The organism is Pseudoalteromonas sp. CO342X (genome assembly GCF_004208915.1).
GTDB classification, from domain to species: Bacteria; Pseudomonadota; Gammaproteobacteria; order Enterobacterales; family Alteromonadaceae; genus Pseudoalteromonas; species Pseudoalteromonas maricaloris.
The window spans coordinates 515,070-536,430 of the sequence record NZ_SGPH01000040.1 but is presented as its reverse complement, the minus strand read 5'-3'; the positions used below and the strand labels follow the sequence as shown (position 1 = coordinate 536,430).

The following is a 21,361-nucleotide window of genomic DNA, read 5'->3' as shown; positions in this document are numbered from 1 at the left end:
GGACCCAAGACATATCACAACCGTAGGTAAGGTCATCTTAAAAATACTTGAGAATCGCTCTGTGCTGCGCTTGCCGTGCTGCGGTTTTTTACCCAAAGAAAAGTAGGTAAAGGCGACCCAGTTAAATACCTAAGAGACATCAACTGGCAAGACCTAGGAAAACAATCCGCCACGGAAGTAAAAAACATCGTCAAAGGCCTGCGCGATTCACTCGATGACATGTCTACCAGTTGGCATTACGACCTACTACTCCCAGACGCCGCCATCGAAGGCATGCAAGCCACGGTAAAGCGCCTAGACGACATCAACACCACACCAGAAAAGCATAACTTATCGGCGGATAAACGCCTCCCACAACGCTATAAACGAGGATCGCATAAATACCACTTTAAGATATTTTTGGCTCTAACTACAGAAATGCGGTACGCGGAATAACTAGACTAGATTGCAAGAAAACCCCACTGGATACGAGGTTACAGATTTTTCAAACGGATACACCAAAGCTATATATCTAATAGAAGATGGTAACATTAAATTGCACGCATTATACCCTGAACTAAAGAAGTGAATTAGAATGAGCAAAATTAAAGAACCTTTAAGATCAATATTAAGAGACTATTGTCATGTTGAAGTTTATGATTCCAATATATTAAGAATGGATATCGGTCACGGAGAATCTTACCCTTATGACAGCGACTTGGTAAAGGCTCAACTTCGGGAGGCTATAGACTTAAATCTTATTTCACTAACAGAGTATGAAGAATTAACAGACGAAGATTTTGACTCGATAGAGGACCTTCATGAGTGGCTAGAGGAGCTCTATTCAGAGTTATTGTGAAAGTTAGCGAGTGAAATTCTTCTTAACAGGCTTTACCGACCACGGTTTTTAAAGGCCTGTAGAGCTAAAATCTAGTTTTACACCCCTTCTCATTGCCACTAGCACAAAACACTAGACATAACTGAAGCGGTAAAACGAGCCAGAGCGCTAACCAAATGATGTGGGGATCCGAGCTAATAGATCGGTTTCTCCCATATCAATACCAATCTGGCTGAGTAATGTCGTTATTTGCCCTCTATGGTGCGTCTGATGATTAAATAAATGATGCACTAAAAAACCAAACTTGCGAGAAAAGGTTTTACCTTGTGTGTTTTTGTAGTGTAAATCGGCTGCAAGCGCCTCCTCAGTGACTTCATTCGCAAATTCAATAATCACCTTATCCATTTCCGCCCTTGCCTGTCTCAACGCTGCAAAATCTTCATACAACATCGCATCAAGTTTTGTCGGCAGCGGCATCGTTGCTATAGCGTTCAGTGCTTCAATATGGTGGCTATGCTCTGTATAGCGCTTAAGCCAAATAATATCAGCAACAAGAATATGGTTTAACGAGCCCATGATGGAGCCAAAAAAAGCCCCTCGATCTTGGTGTAATTCCGTGACGCTCAATCCCGAAACAGCTTCATATAATCTTTCGTTCATCCAGCGATTGTAATCCGCCATTAATTCAAAGTTTGCTTTCATCTAAATATTCCCTGTTCCCGTAAAAATTGACTAACCTCAACTTAGCGGCATTGGCTAGGTTAAAAAATACAAATATTTGAAGTTGAAAACAATCAATTTTATTGAACACTTTAATCTTAACTATCAATTATACAAATCAAAATGCGCGCGGCATAATGGCTACATCAACTTAAGAAGGAAAGCAAAATGTTAAAGAATATTGAAGGTCAACGCGTACCACAGGTTACATTCCCAATTAGAGAAAATGAAGAGTGGAAGCACGTCACCACCGATGAAATTTTTAAAGGTAAAACTGTGGTTGTATTTTCTTTGCCTGGTGCCTTTACACCAACTTGTTCGTCTACGCACTTACCGCGCTATAACGAGCTTGCTAGCGTATTTAAACAAAATGGTGTCGACGAAATCGTGTGTTTATCCGTTAATGATACGTTTGTAATGAACGCATGGGCACAGTACCAAGAAGCGCAGAATATTACACTACTACCTGACGGTAACGGCGAATTCACTGACGGCATGGGCATGTTAGTTGATAAAAACGATTTAGGTTTTGGCAAACGCAGCTGGCGTTATTCAATGCTGGTAAAAGATGGTGTGATTGACAAAATGTTTATCGAACCAGAAAAGCCTGGCGACCCGTTTGAGGTATCAGACGCAGATACTATGCTGGAGTACATTAACCCGCGCCAAATCAAACCAGAGCCGGTTACCGTTATTAGCAAGATTGGCTGTCCATTCTGTGAAAAAGCCAAAGCCTTGCTAAAAGAAAAAGGACTGGCATATGAAGAGCTGGTAATTGGCCAACAGGCATCGCTAACCAGCCTTAAAGCGCTGTCTGGTCGCGAAACCGTGCCGCAAGTATTTATCGGCGGTAAACACATCGGTGGCTCAGACGATTTAGCTGAATATTTCGCTTAATCACTCATCCCCCACAACATGACTTGGTGAACTTGCTCACCAAGTCAAAATGTTCCCCCTCAACACAACACGATGGCTAATAACTGACTGTCATGGGGGAGTATACCAATTTGTCTTAATACTTGCTCAATTTGAAGGAGCAAATCTGACGCTAACTGCGTTAAAAATTTCTCATTTAGAACAACTAAATAGCAAAATTTTTGCCTGGTTATCGACAAGATTTTCTCGCCTCAAATAGACCTCTTAATTAAGTAAATTGGTATCACACTTTCTGATTTCGGAGCAAAAAATGAAAAAGATAAACACCGACGTAGTCGTGATTGGTGCGGGAACAGCGGGTCTCAGCGCCTATAGAAATGCCAAAAAATATACCTCAGAAGTACTGATGATTGAGTCTGGCGTATACGGCACAACGTGCGCTCGGGTTGGCTGCATGCCGAGCAAGTTACTGATTGCCGCAGCTGAAGCTGCACATCAAATTGAAGTCGCACCTAAATTTGGTATTAATGTAAAACCCGCTGAAATTGACGGTAAAGCGGTTATGGCGAGAGTAAAGCATGAGCGAGATCGCTTCGTTGGCTTTGTCGTCGAAGCTGTCGACGAACTACCTGAGCAAGATAAACTACGCGGCAGTGCAAAATTTATCAACAGCCATACGGTACAGTTGGACGACCACACTCAGATCACAGCCAAACGTTTTGTTATCGCTACAGGTTCAAGACCTAGCTACCCTGGTGCGTTTAATAATTTTGGCGACCGTTTAGTCATTAACGATAACGTTTTTGACTGGGATGACTTGCCTGACTCAGTGGCCGTATTTGGCCCCGGCGTGATTGGCTTAGAGCTAGGTCAAGCACTACACCGACTTGGCGTAAAGGTCAAAGTATTTGGTGTCGGCGGTGGCCTTGGCCCACTAACCGATCCAATCGTCAAAGACTATGCTACCACGGTGTTCAGTGATGAGTTTTACCTCGACACAGATGCCAAAGTATCAGATATGAAACAGGTTGGTGACAAAGCCGAACTTACCTACATTGACAAACAAGGGAAACCGCAAACCGAGCAGTTTGACTATGTGTTGGCAGCAACAGGCCGTGTGCCCAATGTTGATAACCTTAGGCTAGAAAATACCACGCTTGAACTTGATGAGCGAGGCGTACCGCTAGCCGACCCACATACCATGCAATGTCTTGATGGCTCTGGTAACGCCCCGATTTTTATTGCAGGTGATGCCAGTAACCAGATCCCGCTTCTACATGAAGCCGCAGATCAGGGCACGATTGCAGGTGAAAATGCCGGTCGCTTCCCTGATGTGAGAGTGGGACTGCGCCGTGCAAAGCTTGCGGCGGTATTTAGCGACCCACAAATTGCTATGGTTGGAGCAAGTTATAAAGAGCTGGAAAAGCAATATGGCAATTGTGGCTGCTTTGCCATCGGAGAGGTGAGCTTTGAAAACCAAGGCCGCAGCCGCGTGATGTTAAAAAACAAAGGCCATATGCGAGTCTACGCTGAGCAAGGCACCGGATTATTCTTAGGTGCCGAATTTGTCGGCCCTGCTGCTGAGCATATAGCGCATTTACTTGCTTGGGCGCTACAAAACAAGATGACCGTGCCGCAAATGCTCGACATGCCTTTCTACCACCCAGTGATAGAAGAAGGCCTAAGAACGGCACTGCGAAATCTAAATGCAAACTTGAAGTTTGGCCCGGATATTATCAAGCACTGCTTGGAATGTGGTCCTGGTGCTTAACTTATCTCAGTTCAGGCCTCATTGTGAGGCCTGTTTAGTTGCAATTACTCGTATCTTAATGATTTTACAGGTCGCGCTTGTGCGGAAACTAGCGTCAACGAGCCGACCGTTAACCAAGCAATTGCAAACGCTAAACTTGCTGCAATCAAAAATGGCACGATTGAAAGGTCAATACGATAGACAAAGTTGTTTAACCACTGCTGCATCACAAAGTACGCAAGCGGCCACGCTATCAGGTTTGCGATCATCACTTGCTTTGAGAATTCCTTGTTGATCAATATCACGATATCCATCACCGAAGCACCAAGCACTTTACGCACCCCAATCTCTTTGGTGCGCCTTTTTGTGGTAAAAGAGGCAAGACCAAATAAGCCTAAACACGCAATGAAAATCGCCAGCATAGAGAACAAATTAAACACAATGATTTCTTTGTCTTCCTGGCGATACATCTGCTCAAACTTAGTTTGTAGATAAGTCAGTTCCATTTCTTGTTCTGGTACTAGCTTGCGCCAAGTGGCCTCTATAAAGTCGCGAGTTTGCGCTGTATCACCTTTAAATTTTATCGCCATCGAATTGCCTTCATTCTCTCTTAGCAAGTGATACGTTGGGCTTATCTCTGTTTTAAGTGAAGAAAAATAGTAGTTTTGCGTCACCCCGATGATAGTCGCCATAGCGCTTGAATGCCGAGTTAATCGTACTTCAAATGTTTTACCAACAGCCTCATCAGCACTAAATCCTAAACTCTGCGCTGCCTTTTCATTGATCACAACCGAAAAACGCGGATTTGGCTCAGCCGCACTCGGCATCGCAAACTTATCGGCAGGAAAATCGCGACTAAACCCTCGGCCACTCAGTAACTTAATGTTGTAGCTGCTAAAATAATCTTCATCTACTGCCAATGTCGGCATGGTCTGCGACAATTGTGTTTTTGGATTAACCATCCCAAAAGCATCGACAATGGTCTCTGTTGGTACTGCTGAACTTGCTGTCACACTGACAATATTTGGGTGAGAGAGCAGTTGTGTTTTTAATGCGCTACGCTGTTGACTGGCGATATCTGTATAAAGACGGCTCAGCACAAAAGTATTGTCTTTGTCATAACCGAGTTCTATGGCTCTGGCGTACTTTAGTTGCTGGTTAGATACCGTGGTGGCGATAATAAGCACCACGGCGACACTAAATTGAAATACCACCAGCCCTTTACGCAGCAGCGCGCCAGATTTACCCTGTGTCACTTCTCCTTTAAGCACTTTAGCAGGTTTAAAGCGGCTTAGATAAAAGGCAGGGTATGCGCCTGAGATTAAGCCAACGAATAACCCTAACAGCAACAGCGTAGTCAACACTAACGGCTCTGAATAGAAGTCAAAACTGAGCGGCTTGCCGATAAAGCTCGCAAACAAGGGCAAACCAGCTTCAACCAGCGCCACAGCAATGATCAACGCGATATAACTCAGCATCATCGCCTCAACCACAAACTGCATAACTAAATGCTGCTGTTTAGCGCCTAATGTCTTACGTACTCCCACTTCCTTTGCGCGCTTGGTTGCCGTGGCAGTCGACAAATTCATAAAGTTAACACACGCAATAAAGAGAATAAGCGCTGAAATAACACTAAACGAATAAACGGTATTGATATCACCATTTTCTTTCATTTCACCATACTGATGTGAGTGAAGGTAAATATCGGTGACAGGCATTAACTCAAAGCCAAGGGTGTCACTCGTTCCCGGACCATAATGATTTTCTAAATAACTTGGGATTTTTGCTTCAACATCTTCACCGGTTACCCCATCCGCTAATTTAACGTAGGTGAAATAGTTAAAACTTGGGTCACGCTGCCAGCTGTTATCACCATAATAAGTGGTGGCCGTTGCCATACTGATGAGCGCAAAGACATTTAAATGGGTGCGCAGTGGCAAGTCTTTTATCACGGCACTGACCTTTAACGGTAGTTTTCCTGCCCCAAGTAAAGATTCTCCAACAACATTCGTGCGACCAAAATAGAGCATTGCAGCTGCTTGGGTCAAAACAATAGTGTTGGGAGCCTCAAGTGCCGACTGACGCTCTCCGTCAATTACATCTAAGGAGAAAAAATCGACGAAGTTGGGGTCTGCGAGGAATACACCATCATGAAGAAAACTTTCCTTGCCTTGCCCAAGCGCAACGCTCACTTCTCGAAAGCGAGTAGCATCTACCACTTCTTCAAAGTGTGCTTGATAGTTTTCAGCGTTAAATACTTGCCCTTGCGCATAGTATTGTTCAGGCGCACTTGGCGGCATCCATTTTACAGACGAGCGATAGATTTGCTCATTATCCTTAATAAACTTGTCGTAACCCAGCTCAGATTCAACAAAGATAGCCATACTGATACAAATAGCTAAACCAATCGCCAAACCCAAAATATTGATTGTTGAGTAGAGTTTTTGTTGCAGCAAGCTACGGTACGCGATTAACAAGTAATTTTTAAGCACAGCGAATCTCCTGCATTTGACTCGAAACAATATGGCCATCCAAAACATGGATCGTGCGATGCGCGTAATTTGCATGGTGATCTGAGTGCGTCACCATGACTATCGTTACTCCTTCTTGGTTAAGCTGTGCTAACAGCCCCATGACTTCTTCACCATTTTTTGAGTCAAGATTACCGGTTGGCTCATCCGCTAGAATCATTTTTGGCTTTGCGACAATAGCACGCCCAACAGCAACTCTTTGCTGTTGACCACCTGAAAGTTGCTGTGGGTAATGATCTTTGCGATGCGCAATGTTCACTTTTTCCAGCACGGCTGTCACACGCAATGCTCGCTCGGCTTTAGGGAGCCCTTGGTAAATAAGCGGAAGCTCAACGTTCTCATATACAGTGAGCTCATCAATAAGGTTAAAACTTTGGAAGATAAAACCGATATTGTCTTTACGAATATCAGCAAGCTGACCTTCACTTAAATGGCTGATGTCCTTGCCATCAAAAACATACTCGCCACCATCAATATGGTCTAGCATGCCGATGATATTGAGTAAGGTAGACTTACCTGAGCCTGACTGTCCCATGATAGCAACGAACTCGCCACGCTCTACGCTCACCGTGACATCCTCAAGGGCGTAAGTCTCAACCAGCTCAGTACGAAAAACTTTATTTATTTTAGTTAGATGTAACATATTCTTTTGCCTTTTAATTCTATTAACGAGTCAAACTGACCGACTGCATGTCTTTAAAGCTGCTGTAACTTGAAGTGATCACTCGGTCGCCGACTGCCAGCCCATCAAGTACTTCAATATATTTGTTGTTACGCTCGCCAAACGTCACCGATTTCTTCACCGCCACTTGGCTGCCCTGCTCTAGTACAAATACCCACTTGCCGCCGGTATCTTGATAAAATCCACCATTTGGTATTAAAGTCGCGGCTTTCGCATCTGCTAATAACAACTCCAACTGTAAACTTTGACCTCTACGAATGTCGCTGGGCAGCGCAGCATTAAAAGTTAAATCCACTTCAAATCGACCATTTGACACTTCGGCATAGACCTTTGCGAGCGTTAGCTCATACGGCTTACCCTGCAGCGTTAACCTTGCGGTTTGTCCCGCATATACGCGGCCCAAGTAAAATTCATCAATTTGAGCCGACACTTTATATTCAGACACAATATCCACTTGCCCTAAACGTGCTCCTCTCGCCTTTGACGCGCCTAATTCCGCGTCTAGCGCAGTCAATCGACCATCCATAGGCGCTTTGATAATTAGATTTTCAAGATTTTTACGCGCAAAGCTCAAGTTTTTATTTAGCTGCTCAACGCTATCTTCTAGCTGTGCAATTTGTGCCGTACGGATTTTTTCATCTTGTTGCTGCTGCTCAATAATTAACTTGCGGCGGTTTTTTAGATACTCAGTTTCATCTTCGGCCGCTTGTAGCTCATCTTTTGAAACTAAATTCCCGCTACCAAGGCGCTTGAACTGTGCAAGCTTTCGCTCACTTTGACTTACCTGAAAATCTAGCTCTAATAGGTTTCGTTTTAAGTTTAAACGGTTTTGATCTATCGCTAAGCGGGTATTGTGTAGGTTATTTAGCTGCTCTGAGATCTGCGCCTCACGAGAGATCACATCCAGCTGCAAACTGGTGTTGCTCAGTGCGAGCAGTTTGTCACCTTTTTTAACCATCGCACCTTCTTCGACAAAACGCGCTTCGACTCGCCCACCTTCGATGGCATCTAGATACACAGACTTACTCGGCATGATGCTGCCTCTAAGCGGAATAAGATCATGAAACTCGCCTTTTGTCACTGTACTTATCTTGACTTTATCCATCGCCAGATTAACACGATCCCCGCTGCTACTCGCTGCACTATCAAATGCAAAATACGCTACCACGATGACAGGTAGCGCCAACCACCACAGCTGAAATCTTTTGTTAGGTGTTATTTTTCTGTCCATTTTGTCACTCTCTTGAGTTTAGGTTAGCCTAATAACTCAAGTTGCATGCCAAACTAAAAAACAAATAAAAATCAAAAACATAAAACAATTCCATGGAATAATGGAACAAAAGAGTGTAAAAAAATTAAACACCTAGTGTACGATATCGAACAGTTTGATGAGAAAAGGAAATGTAATGACTATCAGCGATAAGGCAATTTTAGTTGTCGACGACAACAGCGAAATTCTCGTCGCCACGAGAATGTTGCTCAAACAATATTACAAAAAAGTCGTGACGCTAGAGAATCCCCACGATATCGCTAAAACAATGTCGGCACAGGACTTTGCACTGATATTGCTCGACATGAACTTTACTCGAGAATCAACCTCCGGCGCCGAAGGATTCTACTGGCTAAAACAAATAAAAGCCTTGGATGAAGATGCCGTGGTTGTACTCTTCACCGCCTATGGCGACCTAACGATGGCGGTGGATGCCATCAAACTTGGCGCCAACGATTTTGTCCTCAAGCCTTGGCAAAATGAAAAGCTACTCGCAACGGTTGCCAATTGCATCGAGTTGAGCAAACAACGGCAAAAGTCCAAGAAGCTCACGCAAATCGCACAAATTTCAATGGCAGCGCAAAACAAACCATTCGAGCATTTAATCGCCTCGAGTCCAGCAATGGAGCAAGTTTTTCAAACCATAGAAAAGGCCGCCAAAACCGATGCCAACGTCTTAATCTTAGGCGAAAGCGGCACTGGTAAAGAAGTCGTTGCCAGAGAGCTACATAAACAGTCTTTACGAAAAGACAATACCTTCATGTCTGTCGATATGGGCACGATCGCCAGCTCTTTGTTCGAAAGTGAATTGTTCGGCCATATGAAAGGCGCATTTACAGATGCGAAAGCCAATAAGCCAGGTCGCTTTGAGCTTGCGGAATCTGGTACTTTGTTTTTGGATGAAATAGCCAATATTCCGCTCGAGTTACAGGGAAAGTTACTTACTGCGATCCAAAATCGAGTGGTTACGCCAGTCGGAGGCAGCAAACAAATAGAGGTTGATCTGCGCCTTATCACCGCAACCAATATGAATTTGTATGACATGGTGCGCGAAGGCAGTTTTCGTCAGGACTTGTTATACCGCATAAATACCGTAGAGATCACACTTCCCGCACTACGAGATAGACCCCAAGATATTCCACTTCTTATTGAGTTTTATGCTGATCTGTACAGCAAAAAGTACAAGCTCCAGTGCAAAACTGTCACCAACAAAATGATGGCTGATTTAGTCAAGTATCAATGGCCCGGTAACATCCGAGAATTACAACACTTGGTTGAACGCGCTGTTATTTTATCTGACTCAACCCAATTGCAGTTTCAGCTCACCAGTCCAGCGGCAAGCTCTGAGGAGAACGCGGGATTTCTTGACACCTATAATCTCGCAGAAATAGAGCAGCACACCATAGAGCGGGCAGTTCGAGACTTTAAAGGAAATATCAGCCATGCGGCTAAAGCGCTTGGGATCACTCGAGCGTCACTGTACCGTAAAATGGAGAAGTATGATGTGGAATAATAGCCTCGTTCGCATGGCCATTTTTCAACTCGCAGCCATTTTATTCGCCACACTTGGTATATTGGGTTTTCTCCACAGCTACGTCTTTTTGTTTAGTGGTTTAGCCATTGCGATTGCAGTGCTATTCACAGTGCTGTCTATTGCCACACTGCAAAGACAAAAACAACAATTCGAAGAAGTGTTTACTGCGCTCAAGTATCAAGATGGCAGCTTTAGAATTGATAATAAGCACCCAACAAGTAAGCAAGCACTTACAATCTGTAACGAGCTTATTCAGAAAGCTCAGCAAGATAAAACCAAGCAGGCAGAGCTCGTCATCACTTACGAAACCATGCTACAACACATAGAAGCAGGTCTGATCCTTATCAAAAATGGCCACACCATTTTGATTTGTAATAACAGCGCAAAGCAATTGTTGGATATTCGCGGCGCAGAGTCTGGACACTCACTACTTGCAGCACACCCAGAGCTTGAACAAGCCAAAGTAGGTAGCCACATCGCCAAAGACTTACTATTTAAATATTTTACGTTTTCCAATCAAGGTAATCAGTACCAACTTTGGCTTTTCACCGCGATTTCAGAGCAGCTAGAGAGCACCCAAATCGAGTCTTGGCAAAAGCTGATCCGCGTGCTTATCCATGAAATAGGAAACTCCGTCGCACCGATTTATTCGCTCTCCAATACGCTAGTTAATATCACCAATAATCAGCTAGCTGAAGCGGTGACAGACCAAGAGCTCGTTGAAGACTACCTACAAAGCCTGCAAGCAATTGGTATTAGAAGCCAGTCTTTACTTGGCTTTATTGATAACTACAGAAAGCTCACGCATATTCCTGAACTTGACCTCCAACCGCTTGCGGTACAGACTTTATTTGACGACATTACACCGCTGATAAAACGCGACTTTAGGGACGCCAATATCACTCTACACTTTGACGTGACGCCCGCTGCGCTGAGCATTAATGTTGATAGAAAGATGATAGAACAAGTGCTGCTCAATCTACTAAATAACGCCAAAGATGCCATGAAACATAACAACCAAGAAAAAGTAGTGACTGTATCAGCAACGATTAATCGCTACGGCAAATGTGAGATCAACGTCGCTGATAACGGGGAAGGAATAGAACCCAGCGCACTTGATAAAATATTCGTACCATTTTTTACCACAAAACCTCATGGCTCAGGAATTGGACTTGCACTCAGCCAACAAATTATCCATCGCCACAAAGGGCGGATCAGCGCAACCTCTGAAGTAGGAAAAGGGAGCTGCTTTAGTGTATTGCTTTAGTGCTGTTCTTTTTGTTAAAGAAAAATAGCAACAACAAGGAATTAGTCATGAAACTTCCACTTATCGATAACGCCGAGGCAGAGTATATTCCAGCGTTTCTTACCAAGGCAGAAAGCCACTCACTGTATCAGTGGTTAATCAAGCACTGTGATTTATCTCAGCCTGAAATCATCACCTTGCCTAACGGTGAAAATACAGAGATTAGACCCTGGAAAATGATGTTTGTAGAGCCAAAGCTCGAAGATCCAGCGGTATTTCCTAGCTATCATGGTAGACGCCAAACTTGGCCTGATTTGATTGCATTGATACAGCAGCGATTACAGACTCAAATAGGTATCGAATTTAGCGTCTGTGTCTGTATTTTTTATCCAGATGGTGAAGAATACATGGACTTTCACAGTGATCTGTCCGCATTTGGGCCAACTAATGTTATCGCTTCTCTGAGCTTAGGTGCCGAGCGCTTGTTTCAAGTTCGTCATCAAGAAAATCCCGATGAGCAATTTGAACAGCTGCTAGAAGACGGTTCGTTATTCATCATGGGAAATGGCTTTCAAACGCAGTTCCAACATGCCGTACCTCCTACACCTAAAGAGATTGGTGCTAGATTCAATCTGACCTTTAGGCAGTTTGCTTGGCCCAATATTACGTAGGTGAACGATGAAAGTGGGGTTTTATCAATTTGCAGTCAACTATGGCGACCCTCAATGCAACCGGACAACCATAGAAAAAACTTTATCACAGGCTGACTTTGATCTCATCGTCTTACCCGAATTATGTACTTCAGGTAGCCTCTTTCTTTGCCATACTCATATGGAGGAAATGGCAGAGGAGTTATCCGACAGCACGACTATCAGCCTGCTTCAATCTATCGCACAACAACAACACGGTACTATCATCGCTGGCATCATTGAGAAGGCAGGCTGTGAGCACTTTAATAGTGCGGCTATAGTGGGTCCAGAAGGGATTGTTGGCGTACATCGCAAGGTTTTTTTAGCACCGCCCGATAAGCGCTTTTTTCAATCAGGTAATGCATTCAAAGTGCACGAAGTAATGGGTATTAAAGTGGGTATTTTATTATGTTACGACATCTGGTTTGAAGAGGGGCTGACGCAACTCACCGATCAGGGTGTACAGCTCATTGTGAACCCTTCAAATTATTGTGGCGAAGACAGCCTTGATACAATCATAAAACAAGCCAAGAAGTATAAAGTCCATATTATTTCAGCCAATCGCCTAGGAATGGACCACAGCAATGGCACGGGAATTCAATTTATCGGCCAAAGCCTTCTTGTGAGCCCTAATGGAGAGGTACTTATACTCGGCGATGCAAGGGAGCAGCTTATCACAACCGAAATAGACTTCTTGACCTCGTCATAAAGGTAACGAGAATTATTACCATCAAAAGCTGCTCAATTTTGGTTTTGCATCCACTGCAATTCTTGATATTATCGCAACTCGTTGGGGAGTAGCCTGCTTCCAATGCTCGGAAGAGTTCGTATCAACATAATTGGCCACATGCCATGGTGCGGACACCTCTCGGTTGGCGAGACCATCGATATATCCATGCCTGTGGTCGGGCGTGTGGATGTATCGTGGACTCAAATCGCCCGACCGGAGCAATGTAAATGAATTTCGTCACCCTGCTACTGTTAGCATACGCCATGTCTACCGATGCGTTTGCCGCGGCAATCGGTAAAGGCGCCAGCCTAAAATCACCTCGGCTTACCGAAGCCATAAAAATCGGCCTTATTTTTGGGATTATTGAAGCCAGTACACCGCTGATTGGCTGGTTAATAGGACAATCTGCAGCTGGCTATGTCGAGGCTTGGGATCATTGGATTGCGTTTATCTTATTGTTAGGACTTGGCGCTCATATGATTTATGAGAGCCTTAAGGGTGACGATGATGCACCAACGCAACACGCAAAGCAGCCTTGGTTAAAAACCATTATCACAGCGTTTGGCACTAGCATTGATGCGATGGCTGTCGGTGTCAGTCTCGCATTTGTTGATGTGAATATATGGCTCGCCGCTGCGCTCATTGGCCTTGCCACCACCATGATGGTAACAATTGGGGTGATGATTGGGCATTCGGCTGGAAAGTTTCTTGGTAGTCGAGCTGAAACCTTTGGAGGGGTGACCTTAATCTGTGTGGGAACTTGGTTGCTATATAGCCATCTTTCGATTTAATCTGACTCGCAGAAAGAGCGGTATATTTACCGCTCGCTTACTTATCCCTTTACCTTAGGGCTAATGGCTTTTAAGCCTTTTTAATCGCTTTTTTCAGCTTTTTGATTTTCGCTTCATGCTTTTCAATCTTTGCTTTACGCGCTTTCAGCTCTTTTTTAAGCGCTTTAACATCGCTTTTCTTCGCCATAACTAATCTCCTTTGGTTGTTTTGCGAACACCTACTACCATAGCAAAGTGACTGACAATATCAAACTACACCTGCACTACTGCATTACCTGCCATCTAATAGTGGTAATTTTGACCAAATACTATTTTGTACAACTAAATATTAGTAAATAAATAGAGTAAGTTGATATTAAAAAATACTAACCACTTGTTTTATAAATGATTTAATATTGGCTTGGTTGTTGCTACTCTAACCACAAATCAAGAGAACGGAACCAACCATATGTCTGTACCATTAAAAGATAGACCTCTCGAATCCATCAGGGAAGAGGTGATTGACCAGTTAATTCTAAATTACAGCCACGGTGAGCTTTCGGCTGATGCATTCGAGAGACGATTGGATAAAGCATACGACCTGAACGAACAAGAACAAATTGCAGCACTTAGTGCTGATTTACCGCTCAAGTCGGATGCAAGATATCACAGCGAAAAAGCCGCTCGTTTGGGTCCAAAATTTACCTCAAGCGTAGATGGTGCTGAGGCAATAAGCATTACCTCTATACTTAGTTCCAACCATCGCAGTGGCGAGTGGGTCGTACCTAAAGAGATCCACCTAAAAAACTACCTTGGCAGCTTGGAACTAGATTTTAGCAACGCAATTTTTAGTCACCCTGAAGTACATATTTATATAGATTGCATTTTAGGCAGTGACGAAATTTTTGTACCAGACACGGTCGATGTCGTCACCGATATTCGTAATATTATGGGTTCAGTAGAAAACACAAGAAATACGCTTGCATCTGCAGGGCAGGTGAAACAGCGTCCACGAATTTATATTCACGGCAGAATGATTTTGGGTAGCATTGAAGTTAGTGTAAAGCGCTCTATGAAAGCGCAAATAAAGCAATTTGCCGACGGCCTTAAATCCCTATTTGGTGACGGCACGAAATCCAAAAGCTAAAGCTTAATAAAAAACCCCTTGGTTCAGGGGTTTTTTATTATCCAAATAGCAGAGTAAACTTTTTACTTCTCTACCGGAAAGCCTCTATCACGCATTAGCGCCTCAACTTCAGCGTCACGGCCTCTAAACTTGCGATACGCTTCTGCTGGATCCATTGAGTTGCGAACTGAGAATAGGTAATCCACTAAACGCTGTGCAACGTCTTTGTCGTAGAAGCCACCTGGCGCTTCAGCAAACGCTTCTGCTGCATCAGAAGTTAATACCTCAGCCCACAGGTAACCGTAGTAACCCGCTGAATAACCTTCACCTGAGAATACGTGACCAAAGTGAGTGGTACGATGACGCATCACTACCTCGTCCGGCATGCCAAGCGCACCTAACTGAGACTTTTCGAATGCAACAGGGTCGCCAATCTTGTCAGGATCTGTGGTATGGAAAAGCATATCCATGATAGCCGATCCAAGGTATTCAGTCGTCGCGAAACCTTGGTTAAAGGTTGCTGACTTCTTGATTTTCTCGATTAGCGCTTTAGGCATAGGTTTGCCTGTTTTATAGTGAACTAAGTAACGATTGATCACTTCGTCCGTTGCCAACCAACGCTCCAATAGCTGAGATTGGAACTCAGTGTAGTCGCGCACGCCAGAGTTTGAACTTGGGTACTTCACGTTTGATGAAAGCGCATGCAGCGCGTGACCAAACTCATGGAAATAGGTTTCTGCATCTGACCAAGAAATTAAGGTCGCTTCACCTTCTGGTGCTTTCACAAAGTTGGAGTTGTTTGAGCTAAGCACATTTGTTTTACCATCAAATGTTGTATGGCTACGATATGATATGGCCCACGCACCAGAGCGTTTACCTTTACGTGCGAACGGGTCTAAATACCAAAGGCCGATATTATCACCGGTGGTTTTGTCTGTTACTTCCCATACACGAACGTCAGGGTGGAACACTGGTACTGAGCCCTTAGGCACTTCGGTGAACTCAAAGTTAAACAAACGGCCTGCAACATAGAACATTGCTTCGCGCAGATTGTCTAGCTGTAAATAAGCTTTAACTTCGTTTGAATCCAATTGATATTTAGCTTGGCGAACCTTCTCGGCGTAGAAACGGTAATCCCATGGCTTGATGGTGATATCAGCGCCTTCTTTGTCGGCGATCGCTTGCATGTCAGCAACTTCTTCTTTCACGCGGGCAATTGCTGCTGGCCACACTTTTTTCATCAGCGCCATCGCGTTTTCAGGCTTTTTCGCCATGCGGTCTTCAAGACGCCACTGCGCGTAATTATCGTAACCCAGTAAGTTAACGCGCTCATGTCTAAGCTTTAGGATGTCAGAGATAATCGCTTTGTTGTCGTACTCACCACCGTTGTTGCCGCGGTTATAGTAGTTGTTCCATACTTTCTCGCGTAACTCACGCTCTGTTGAGTAGGTTAAAAATGGATCCATTGAAGAGCGAGAGTTTGTAATCGCGTACATATCCGCCTTGCCGCGCGCTTTTGCAGCAGCCGCTGCCGATGCAACAAACGACTCAGGCAAACCTGACAACTGCGCTTTAGTGAGGTAAACCACGTAGTTTTCTTCATCTGCAAGGACGTTATTTGCAAACTTAGTATGTAGCTTTGATAGCTCAAGATTGATGTCTGCGTAACGCTTAGCGTCTTCACCTTTTAGCGTCGCACCATTGCGAGCAAAGCCGTTATAACGCATCCAAGTGATACGCTGCTCTTCAGCAGTTAACTTTTTATATTCAGCGCCTTCATATACTGCTTTTACGCGTTCAAAAAGCGCTTGGTTTTGGGTGATTTTAGAGCTGAACTCTGAAAACTTAGGCACAACTCGCGATTGGATTTCTCTAAACTCCGGGCTTGAAATGTTTGCACTCCAAAGACCATAGTAGGTAAAAACGCGATCCAAAGCGGCACCCGCTCTTTCTAGTGCAACAATGGTGTTCTCAAAAGTTGGCTTAGCTGGATTATTGGCTATTGCTTCAATTTCTTTCAAATTATCAGCCATACCAATTTCAAGCGCAGCTTCTAAATCTTCAAGCTTCATTTTGTCAAAATGAGGAACGCCTTGATAAGGACCTGAAAACTCCTGTAAAAGCACGTTATCATATTGCTTACTTTGCAGTGATTTTACTGGTTCTTGGCTTTGGTCTGCAGTGCCCGCACAGCCCGCAAGGGCTAAACATACGGCTGCACTTAATAATGTGATGGAAGGTTTGAACATTTTGTTTCATCGCTTGTTGTTATCGTGGGTAAGATATTACGGATCGTCTCTAAAAGTGCAATCGCTTTGCGGGAGAAACAAGGTTCTCTGCGATGGAGCAGAAAAGCTTGAGTTCATAGTAGCTTAAAGACACTAAAACGACAGTGAGTAGAGTTTTTTCATGGGTTGTTACAATTTATCTTGAAAATTTAACTAAAATCAGCCAAGTTAGTAAAAAACTGATCTGTGGGAAGAAATAATGGAAGTTGGTATTTTTATCTATGACGGTGCAGAGTGTTTAGATTTTTGCGGCCCGTTTGAGGTATTCAACACCGCAAAGCGATTTATCGAAACGCCGATTAACGTCAGCCTTGTCGCTCCAAGTCATGTTCCTGTTACCTCGCGTGGCGGCATGAGTGTAAACCCCCATTACAGTATTTACTCGCATCCAAAGTTTGATTTGCTCATCGTAGTAGGCGGACTTCATCACCAAATTTGCGGAGATCACAACGTACTTAATTGGCTTGCAGAAACAGCGAATCATACCTCTCAGTGCGCATCTGTTTGTACAGGTGTGTTTTTATATGCCGAAGCAGGCCTTATTGATGGCAAGCGAGTCACCACCCACTGGCAGGATATCGACGATTTGAGAGAGCAATATCCCTCTTTAGAAGTCGTTGAGGACGTAAGATTTATGATGGATCAGAATTTTACTAGCTCAGCGGGTATTTCGGCAGGTATAGATATGAGTTTAGAGCTGGTGAAAAAACGCTTCGGACAATCTGTTGCAAGAAAAACCGCAACCCAAATGGATTATGACTGGCCTAGAAGTTAATAATGGTGAATAACCTCACCATTATTCAACCAAGGCCTCACTCACTTTAGCCACTGTTGATATCTACGAACTCTAGCTCACTCACGCGTTTTTTTGCAAATACGACGACTTTATCGTATTCACTTTGCGCTTGTTCCAAGTGTGATTTACACTGCCCAGCTTGGTGTTCACGCGCATAAGTCTCTATTTTATCAAGCAGATCAAAGAGTGCTTCTGCGGCTAAATCACCAGCTTGACCTTTAAGTGCATGGCTGTATTTTGCCGATGCATCGCAATTACTATTTTTGATACTCAATCTAAGCTGTTGCATTTGATTTTCAGAGTCGTTCAAGAATAAGGTGTACACCTTTTTAAGTAATTCTTCGTCCCCAGAGAGGCGCTCGAGCACGTCAGCTTCGTTTATCGGCAGGCTTATTTGCTCTTCTGCCACACTTTCAAACGGGTGAATAAGCACAGAATCATCATCCTTAGCATGCACACCTAGCGCATCTAGCACGTCAAATAACTGTTCGACGACCACAGGTTTAGTCACAAACTCATCCATTCCTGCATTGAGACAACGTTCTTTTTCACCCGCAAGGGCGCTGGCAGTCATCGCAATAATGATCGCATCTTTATACTTATCACCACCTTGACCTTGACGGATCGCTCTTGTGGCCTGATACCCATCCATTCCTGGCATATTACAGTCCATAAAGATAGCATCAAAATCAACCTCTTGATGCTCAAATAACAGCAGTTTATTCACAGCATCTTGACCATCAACAGCAAAACTCACCTTAGCTCCTTGTCCTTCCAAAATGCCTTTTGCCACAATCCGGTTGATTTGATTATCGTCTACTACCAAGAAGTGACAGCCCGCGACCAAGTTACCACTTAATGCAACTGTCTCACCTGATTTCTTCAGGCTAGGCTGTAATCTGATTGCTTTGTTTAAGTCAAATAGCGCAACAAACTCTCCAACTCTAAGAGGTGAAGAGATATGCACTATGTTATCAGCATCGTTAATATTCTGAAGTTCATCCCCCACTAAAATAAGTTTCTCAAAATGATTTTGAGCTGACTTCACTTGAATATAATCTTGCTCATTGGTAATGATGCATATATCACTCTGTGCCTCTTTCTCAACGTATTCACCAGCACATAGAGCGATAAGCTTAGCAACAGTGTCTGACTCCAGTTTTGTTTTGCTGAACACAGAGACTGTTTTATCGGCCAATACTTCAGGCACGTTGATGGGCTTAGTTTGCGCACTAGAAAAGGGTAATTCAAACCAAAACTTGCTGCCTTTAAACTTTTCACTCTCAAAGTGAATATGGCCGAGCATCTTTTCGACTAACTGCTTACAAATAGAGAGTCCAAGGCCTGTGCCTCCAAACTCGTTCGAGGTATTAGCAGATTCTTGACTAAACGATTGAAATAGCTTGTTTTGATTAGCTTTTTCAATTCCAACTCCAGTGTCTTCCACAGTGACTTTAAGCCATACCGTGTCGTCTAACTGTTCGGTGGTAACGGTCAATTTCACATGACCTTTTTTAGTAAATTTAATTGCGTTACTGAGGAGGTTATAAATTATTTGTTTAACGCGCGCCGCATCACCGCACAGTTCAATATGCGCTAAACCAGTTTGGTCCAAAATATAAGTGATACCCTGTTCTTTGGCTTTCGCCGACATAGATAGCGCGACATGCTCAATGACAGAGAGCGGGTTGAACGGCTCATTATCAATGTCCAGCTTACCCGCTTCTATCTTCGACAAGTCCAGTACATCGTTAATTAACGACAAAAGCGTAGTCGAGCTCGTTTCCATCATTTCTAGGTACTTATGTTGGTGCTTAGTAACGGGCTCTTTTCTCACCAAGTTTAGTGATCCTAAAATACCATTGAGAGGCGTCCTCATTTCATGGCTGATAGTGGAAATAAATGCACTTTTCACTTCCGACGCTTTCGCTGCTTTATCCCGAGCGTCCACCAGCTCTTTGGTGCGCTCCTTCACCTCTTGCTCTAGTCGTTCATTTGCACCAACTAACTGTGCTTCCGCTTCTTTTTTCGCAGTGATGTCTTCAACAAATAGTGCGACCCCCTGAATGCGCCCGTTTCCTGCATAGATTGGAGATAAACTAAGTGAAAGCCAGATGTTCTCATGGGCGTTCAAGTCTAGTTGTAATGACTTAGACTCCACCACTTCGCCCTGTAAAACCATATTGGCATAGTGAAATAAAAACTGATGCACAGCCTCTGGCAAAAACTGTGGGTTGTTACCTAAACGACTGTTATTCAGCTGCTTAAAGAAACGCTGTGCCGACTCATTAAAGCTGGTGAGCTTTAAGTTGCTATCAAAGCCAAGCACACCATCTGAGGCACCATCTAAAATCGCCTTAAACTCTGCTCGCGTTGAATCGAGCGCACGTAAACTATGGGTATATTGCCAAAATGCAAAAAAGACTAGAGCGAATACACCGCAGGCAATCGCGAGTAAAACATAGGTGGTTAATCGTTTTTCATTGAGGCTTTGCTGATAAACAGCAAAAGGGATAAGATTAACGAGCTTAACTTCTAAGTTGTTAAAGTTAGCCCCTTCAACCTTGCTAATGAGCGCAAGAAACTGCTCTCCCGTTGACTTTTCTTCCACCAGTTGGATTTTATTGGACCATGGTGTCACGCGATATAATGTTTGAAAGTTGATTTCGGGGTTTATATCTTTGCTGTATCGTAGCGAAAATTCAGGGTGATAAATAAATGAGTCATCTGCACCTAAGAGCATCACTTTTTGCATACTAGGCACTTGAGAGACAATTCTGTCTATCATCTTTTCAGCATTGGTATTAATTACCAATATACCAAATAATTCGTTATCTATATCGTAGGTCGGTAAGGTAAAGCGTTTGGTTGGTTGAAAAGGCGTGACGACCTGTCCGTGCTCGCGATTTAAGTTGATTGTTGTGGAATAGATAGTGCGTTCTGGCAGTTGCAGTGCTTGGATAAAGTAATCACTTTCGCTCTTATCCTGTAGTTTGCTATCGGGTACAGCGATGACCTGCCCTAGCTGCCGTTCAACCCTAACCATCTCAACGCCTGTATGGGCGTCAAGTAGGCGGATTTGGTTAAGGCCATCATACGAATATAACATTGACCTAAAAATCGTACTTAGTCGTGCCCGCCAAACATCAAGCGGCGTGTTTTCTTGAGGGTCGATACCATCGTTTTTTTCCGCTCTGGCGATACCCTGAATTGGCGGGGTATCTAGCAGAAAATAAAGAAACCGGCGGTTATCGTCGATCTCTCCCAAGTAAATATTGTTTTGTGCCGAATGTACCTGCTCCAAGCGCTGATAAAAGCCCTCGTTCAGGTCACGATGGATACTGTTTTCAAAATATAAGATGGCACTCACCATCACGGCGAGCAGCAGTACAATAGCGCCCTTAGCAATATTGGAAGAAGACACATTTTCTCCTTGGACAGTGGCCTAACTGTTAGGCATAAAGACCTAAAATGCGTTTGCACTTAAGCACAAAGGGCAGCTACAAGCAAACGCATTATTAAATCTAGTCCAAATA

17 protein-coding genes and 1 riboswitch are annotated in these 21,361 nt (G+C 43.8%); of the genes, 11 read left to right on the top strand and 6 right to left on the bottom strand.

Annotated elements, in window-relative coordinates; genetic code table 11:
* Nucleotides 1-75 precede the first annotated feature (75 nt).
* Complete coding sequence (locus tag EXT47_RS21215) at nucleotides 76-435, top strand: hypothetical protein (protein WP_130127509.1); 360 nt, start codon at nucleotides 76-78, stop codon at nucleotides 433-435.
* 139 nt (nucleotides 436-574) lie between these two features.
* Nucleotides 575-838 carry a hypothetical protein gene (locus tag EXT47_RS21210; protein WP_010376000.1) on the top strand — a complete coding sequence of 88 codons (264 nt, stop codon included), beginning with the start codon at nucleotides 575-577 and terminating at the stop codon, nucleotides 836-838.
* A gap of 147 nt (nucleotides 839-985) precedes the next feature.
* Here the strand turns inward: EXT47_RS21210 and EXT47_RS21205 are convergent, their stop codons facing one another.
* Nucleotides 986-1,519: a DinB family protein gene (locus EXT47_RS21205; protein WP_130127508.1), complete on the bottom strand. Its 534-nt coding sequence runs from the start codon at nucleotides 1,517-1,519 to the stop codon at nucleotides 986-988.
* Nucleotides 1,520-1,705: 186 nt separating this feature from the next.
* Between EXT47_RS21205 and EXT47_RS21200 the strand changes: the two genes are divergently transcribed.
* Together EXT47_RS21200 and EXT47_RS21195 are read left to right on the top strand one after the other, a co-directional pair.
* Entirely contained in the window at nucleotides 1,706-2,434 is a 729-nt protein-coding gene (locus tag EXT47_RS21200) for a glutathione peroxidase (protein ID WP_039495472.1), read from the top strand.
* Between the two features lie 289 nt (nucleotides 2,435-2,723).
* Nucleotides 2,724-4,184, top strand: coding sequence for a dihydrolipoyl dehydrogenase (locus tag EXT47_RS21195; RefSeq protein ID WP_130127507.1), 1,461 nt, complete (start codon nucleotides 2,724-2,726; stop codon nucleotides 4,182-4,184).
* Nucleotides 4,185-4,228: 44 nt separating this feature from the next.
* Here EXT47_RS21195 and EXT47_RS21190 read toward each other — a convergent pair whose 3' ends face one another.
* The 3 genes from EXT47_RS21190 to EXT47_RS21180 are packed head-to-tail and all read right to left on the bottom strand — an operon-like array spanning nucleotide 4,229 to nucleotide 8,607.
* Nucleotides 4,229-6,655 (bottom strand): ABC transporter permease, encoded by a 2,427-nt coding sequence (locus EXT47_RS21190; protein WP_130127506.1) that lies wholly within the window; start codon nucleotides 6,653-6,655, stop codon nucleotides 4,229-4,231.
* Nucleotides 6,648-7,337, bottom strand: coding sequence for an ABC transporter ATP-binding protein (locus EXT47_RS21185; protein ID WP_130127505.1), 690 nt, complete (start codon nucleotides 7,335-7,337; stop codon nucleotides 6,648-6,650). Before EXT47_RS21185 ends, EXT47_RS21190 begins: the two co-directional genes overlap by 8 nt.
* Nucleotides 7,338-7,359: 22 nt before the next feature.
* Nucleotides 7,360-8,607: an efflux RND transporter periplasmic adaptor subunit gene (locus EXT47_RS21180; RefSeq protein ID WP_130127504.1), complete on the bottom strand. Its 1,248-nt coding sequence runs from the start codon at nucleotides 8,605-8,607 to the stop codon at nucleotides 7,360-7,362.
* Between the two features lie 175 nt (nucleotides 8,608-8,782).
* Here EXT47_RS21180 and EXT47_RS21175 point away from each other — a divergent pair, with 175 nt between their 5' ends.
* From EXT47_RS21175 to EXT47_RS21150, 6 genes are all read left to right on the top strand, one after another.
* Nucleotides 8,783-10,159: a sigma-54 dependent transcriptional regulator gene (locus EXT47_RS21175; protein WP_130127503.1), complete on the top strand. Its 1,377-nt coding sequence runs from the start codon at nucleotides 8,783-8,785 to the stop codon at nucleotides 10,157-10,159.
* Entirely contained in the window at nucleotides 10,146-11,447 is a 1,302-nt protein-coding gene (locus tag EXT47_RS21170; RefSeq protein WP_226899204.1) for a PAS domain-containing sensor histidine kinase, read from the top strand. Before EXT47_RS21175 ends, EXT47_RS21170 begins: the two co-directional genes overlap by 14 nt.
* A 47-nt stretch (nucleotides 11,448-11,494) precedes the next feature.
* Nucleotides 11,495-12,097, top strand: coding sequence for an alpha-ketoglutarate-dependent dioxygenase AlkB (locus EXT47_RS21165; RefSeq protein WP_039495459.1), 603 nt, complete (start codon nucleotides 11,495-11,497; stop codon nucleotides 12,095-12,097).
* Nucleotides 12,098-12,104: 7 nt separating this feature from the next.
* Nucleotides 12,105-12,824 (top strand): nitrilase-related carbon-nitrogen hydrolase, encoded by a 720-nt coding sequence (locus EXT47_RS21160; RefSeq protein ID WP_130127502.1) that lies wholly within the window; start codon nucleotides 12,105-12,107, stop codon nucleotides 12,822-12,824.
* Nucleotides 12,825-12,895: 71 nt separating this feature from the next.
* Nucleotides 12,896-13,036: riboswitch (yybP-ykoY riboswitch) on the top strand.
* A gap of 36 nt (nucleotides 13,037-13,072) precedes the next feature.
* On the top strand, nucleotides 13,073-13,636 hold the full coding sequence (locus EXT47_RS21155; protein ID WP_039495455.1) for a manganese efflux pump MntP family protein: 564 nt from the start codon (nucleotides 13,073-13,075) through the stop codon (nucleotides 13,634-13,636).
* Between the two features lie 448 nt (nucleotides 13,637-14,084).
* Nucleotides 14,085-14,762 carry a LiaF domain-containing protein gene (locus EXT47_RS21150; protein ID WP_130127501.1) on the top strand — a complete coding sequence of 226 codons (678 nt, stop codon included), beginning with the start codon at nucleotides 14,085-14,087 and terminating at the stop codon, nucleotides 14,760-14,762.
* A 62-nt stretch (nucleotides 14,763-14,824) separates the two neighbouring features.
* On the opposite strand, the gene EXT47_RS21145 is transcribed toward EXT47_RS21150, so the two are convergent.
* Nucleotides 14,825-16,990 carry a M3 family metallopeptidase gene (locus EXT47_RS21145; protein WP_130127500.1) on the bottom strand — a complete coding sequence of 722 codons (2,166 nt, stop codon included), beginning with the start codon at nucleotides 16,988-16,990 and terminating at the stop codon, nucleotides 14,825-14,827.
* Nucleotides 16,991-17,228: 238 nt separating this feature from the next.
* Between EXT47_RS21145 and EXT47_RS21140 the strand changes: the two genes are divergently transcribed.
* Entirely contained in the window at nucleotides 17,229-17,804 is a 576-nt protein-coding gene (locus EXT47_RS21140; RefSeq protein WP_017216953.1) for a DJ-1/PfpI family protein, read from the top strand.
* 46 nt (nucleotides 17,805-17,850) lie between these two features.
* Here EXT47_RS21140 and EXT47_RS21135 read toward each other — a convergent pair whose 3' ends face one another.
* The gene (locus tag EXT47_RS21135) at nucleotides 17,851-21,249 is read right to left on the bottom strand and encodes an ATP-binding protein (RefSeq protein WP_130127499.1); all 3,399 of its coding nucleotides are present in this window, start codon (nucleotides 21,247-21,249) and stop codon (nucleotides 17,851-17,853) included.
* Nucleotides 21,250-21,361 lie beyond the last annotated feature (112 nt).

Coding starts and splice junctions, on each gene's coding strand:
- EXT47_RS21210 (WP_010376000.1), top strand. CDS start 575: ATGAGCAAAATTAAAGAACCTTTAAGATCAATATTAAGAGACTATTGT.
- EXT47_RS21205 (WP_130127508.1), bottom strand. CDS start 1,519: ATGAAAGCAAACTTTGAATTAATGGCGGATTACAATCGCTGGATGAAC.
- EXT47_RS21200 (WP_039495472.1), top strand. CDS start 1,706: ATGTTAAAGAATATTGAAGGTCAACGCGTACCACAGGTTACATTCCCA.
- EXT47_RS21195 (WP_130127507.1), top strand. CDS start 2,724: ATGAAAAAGATAAACACCGACGTAGTCGTGATTGGTGCGGGAACAGCG.
- EXT47_RS21185 (WP_130127505.1), bottom strand. CDS start 7,337: ATGTTACATCTAACTAAAATAAATAAAGTTTTTCGTACTGAGCTGGTT.
- EXT47_RS21180 (WP_130127504.1), bottom strand. CDS start 8,607: ATGGACAGAAAAATAACACCTAACAAAAGATTTCAGCTGTGGTGGTTG.
- EXT47_RS21175 (WP_130127503.1), top strand. CDS start 8,783: ATGACTATCAGCGATAAGGCAATTTTAGTTGTCGACGACAACAGCGAA.
- EXT47_RS21170 (WP_226899204.1), top strand. CDS start 10,146: ATGATGTGGAATAATAGCCTCGTTCGCATGGCCATTTTTCAACTCGCA.
- EXT47_RS21165 (WP_039495459.1), top strand. CDS start 11,495: ATGAAACTTCCACTTATCGATAACGCCGAGGCAGAGTATATTCCAGCG.
- EXT47_RS21160 (WP_130127502.1), top strand. CDS start 12,105: ATGAAAGTGGGGTTTTATCAATTTGCAGTCAACTATGGCGACCCTCAA.
- EXT47_RS21155 (WP_039495455.1), top strand. CDS start 13,073: ATGAATTTCGTCACCCTGCTACTGTTAGCATACGCCATGTCTACCGAT.
- EXT47_RS21150 (WP_130127501.1), top strand. CDS start 14,085: ATGTCTGTACCATTAAAAGATAGACCTCTCGAATCCATCAGGGAAGAG.
- EXT47_RS21145 (WP_130127500.1), bottom strand. CDS start 16,990: ATGTTCAAACCTTCCATCACATTATTAAGTGCAGCCGTATGTTTAGCC.
- EXT47_RS21140 (WP_017216953.1), top strand. CDS start 17,229: ATGGAAGTTGGTATTTTTATCTATGACGGTGCAGAGTGTTTAGATTTT.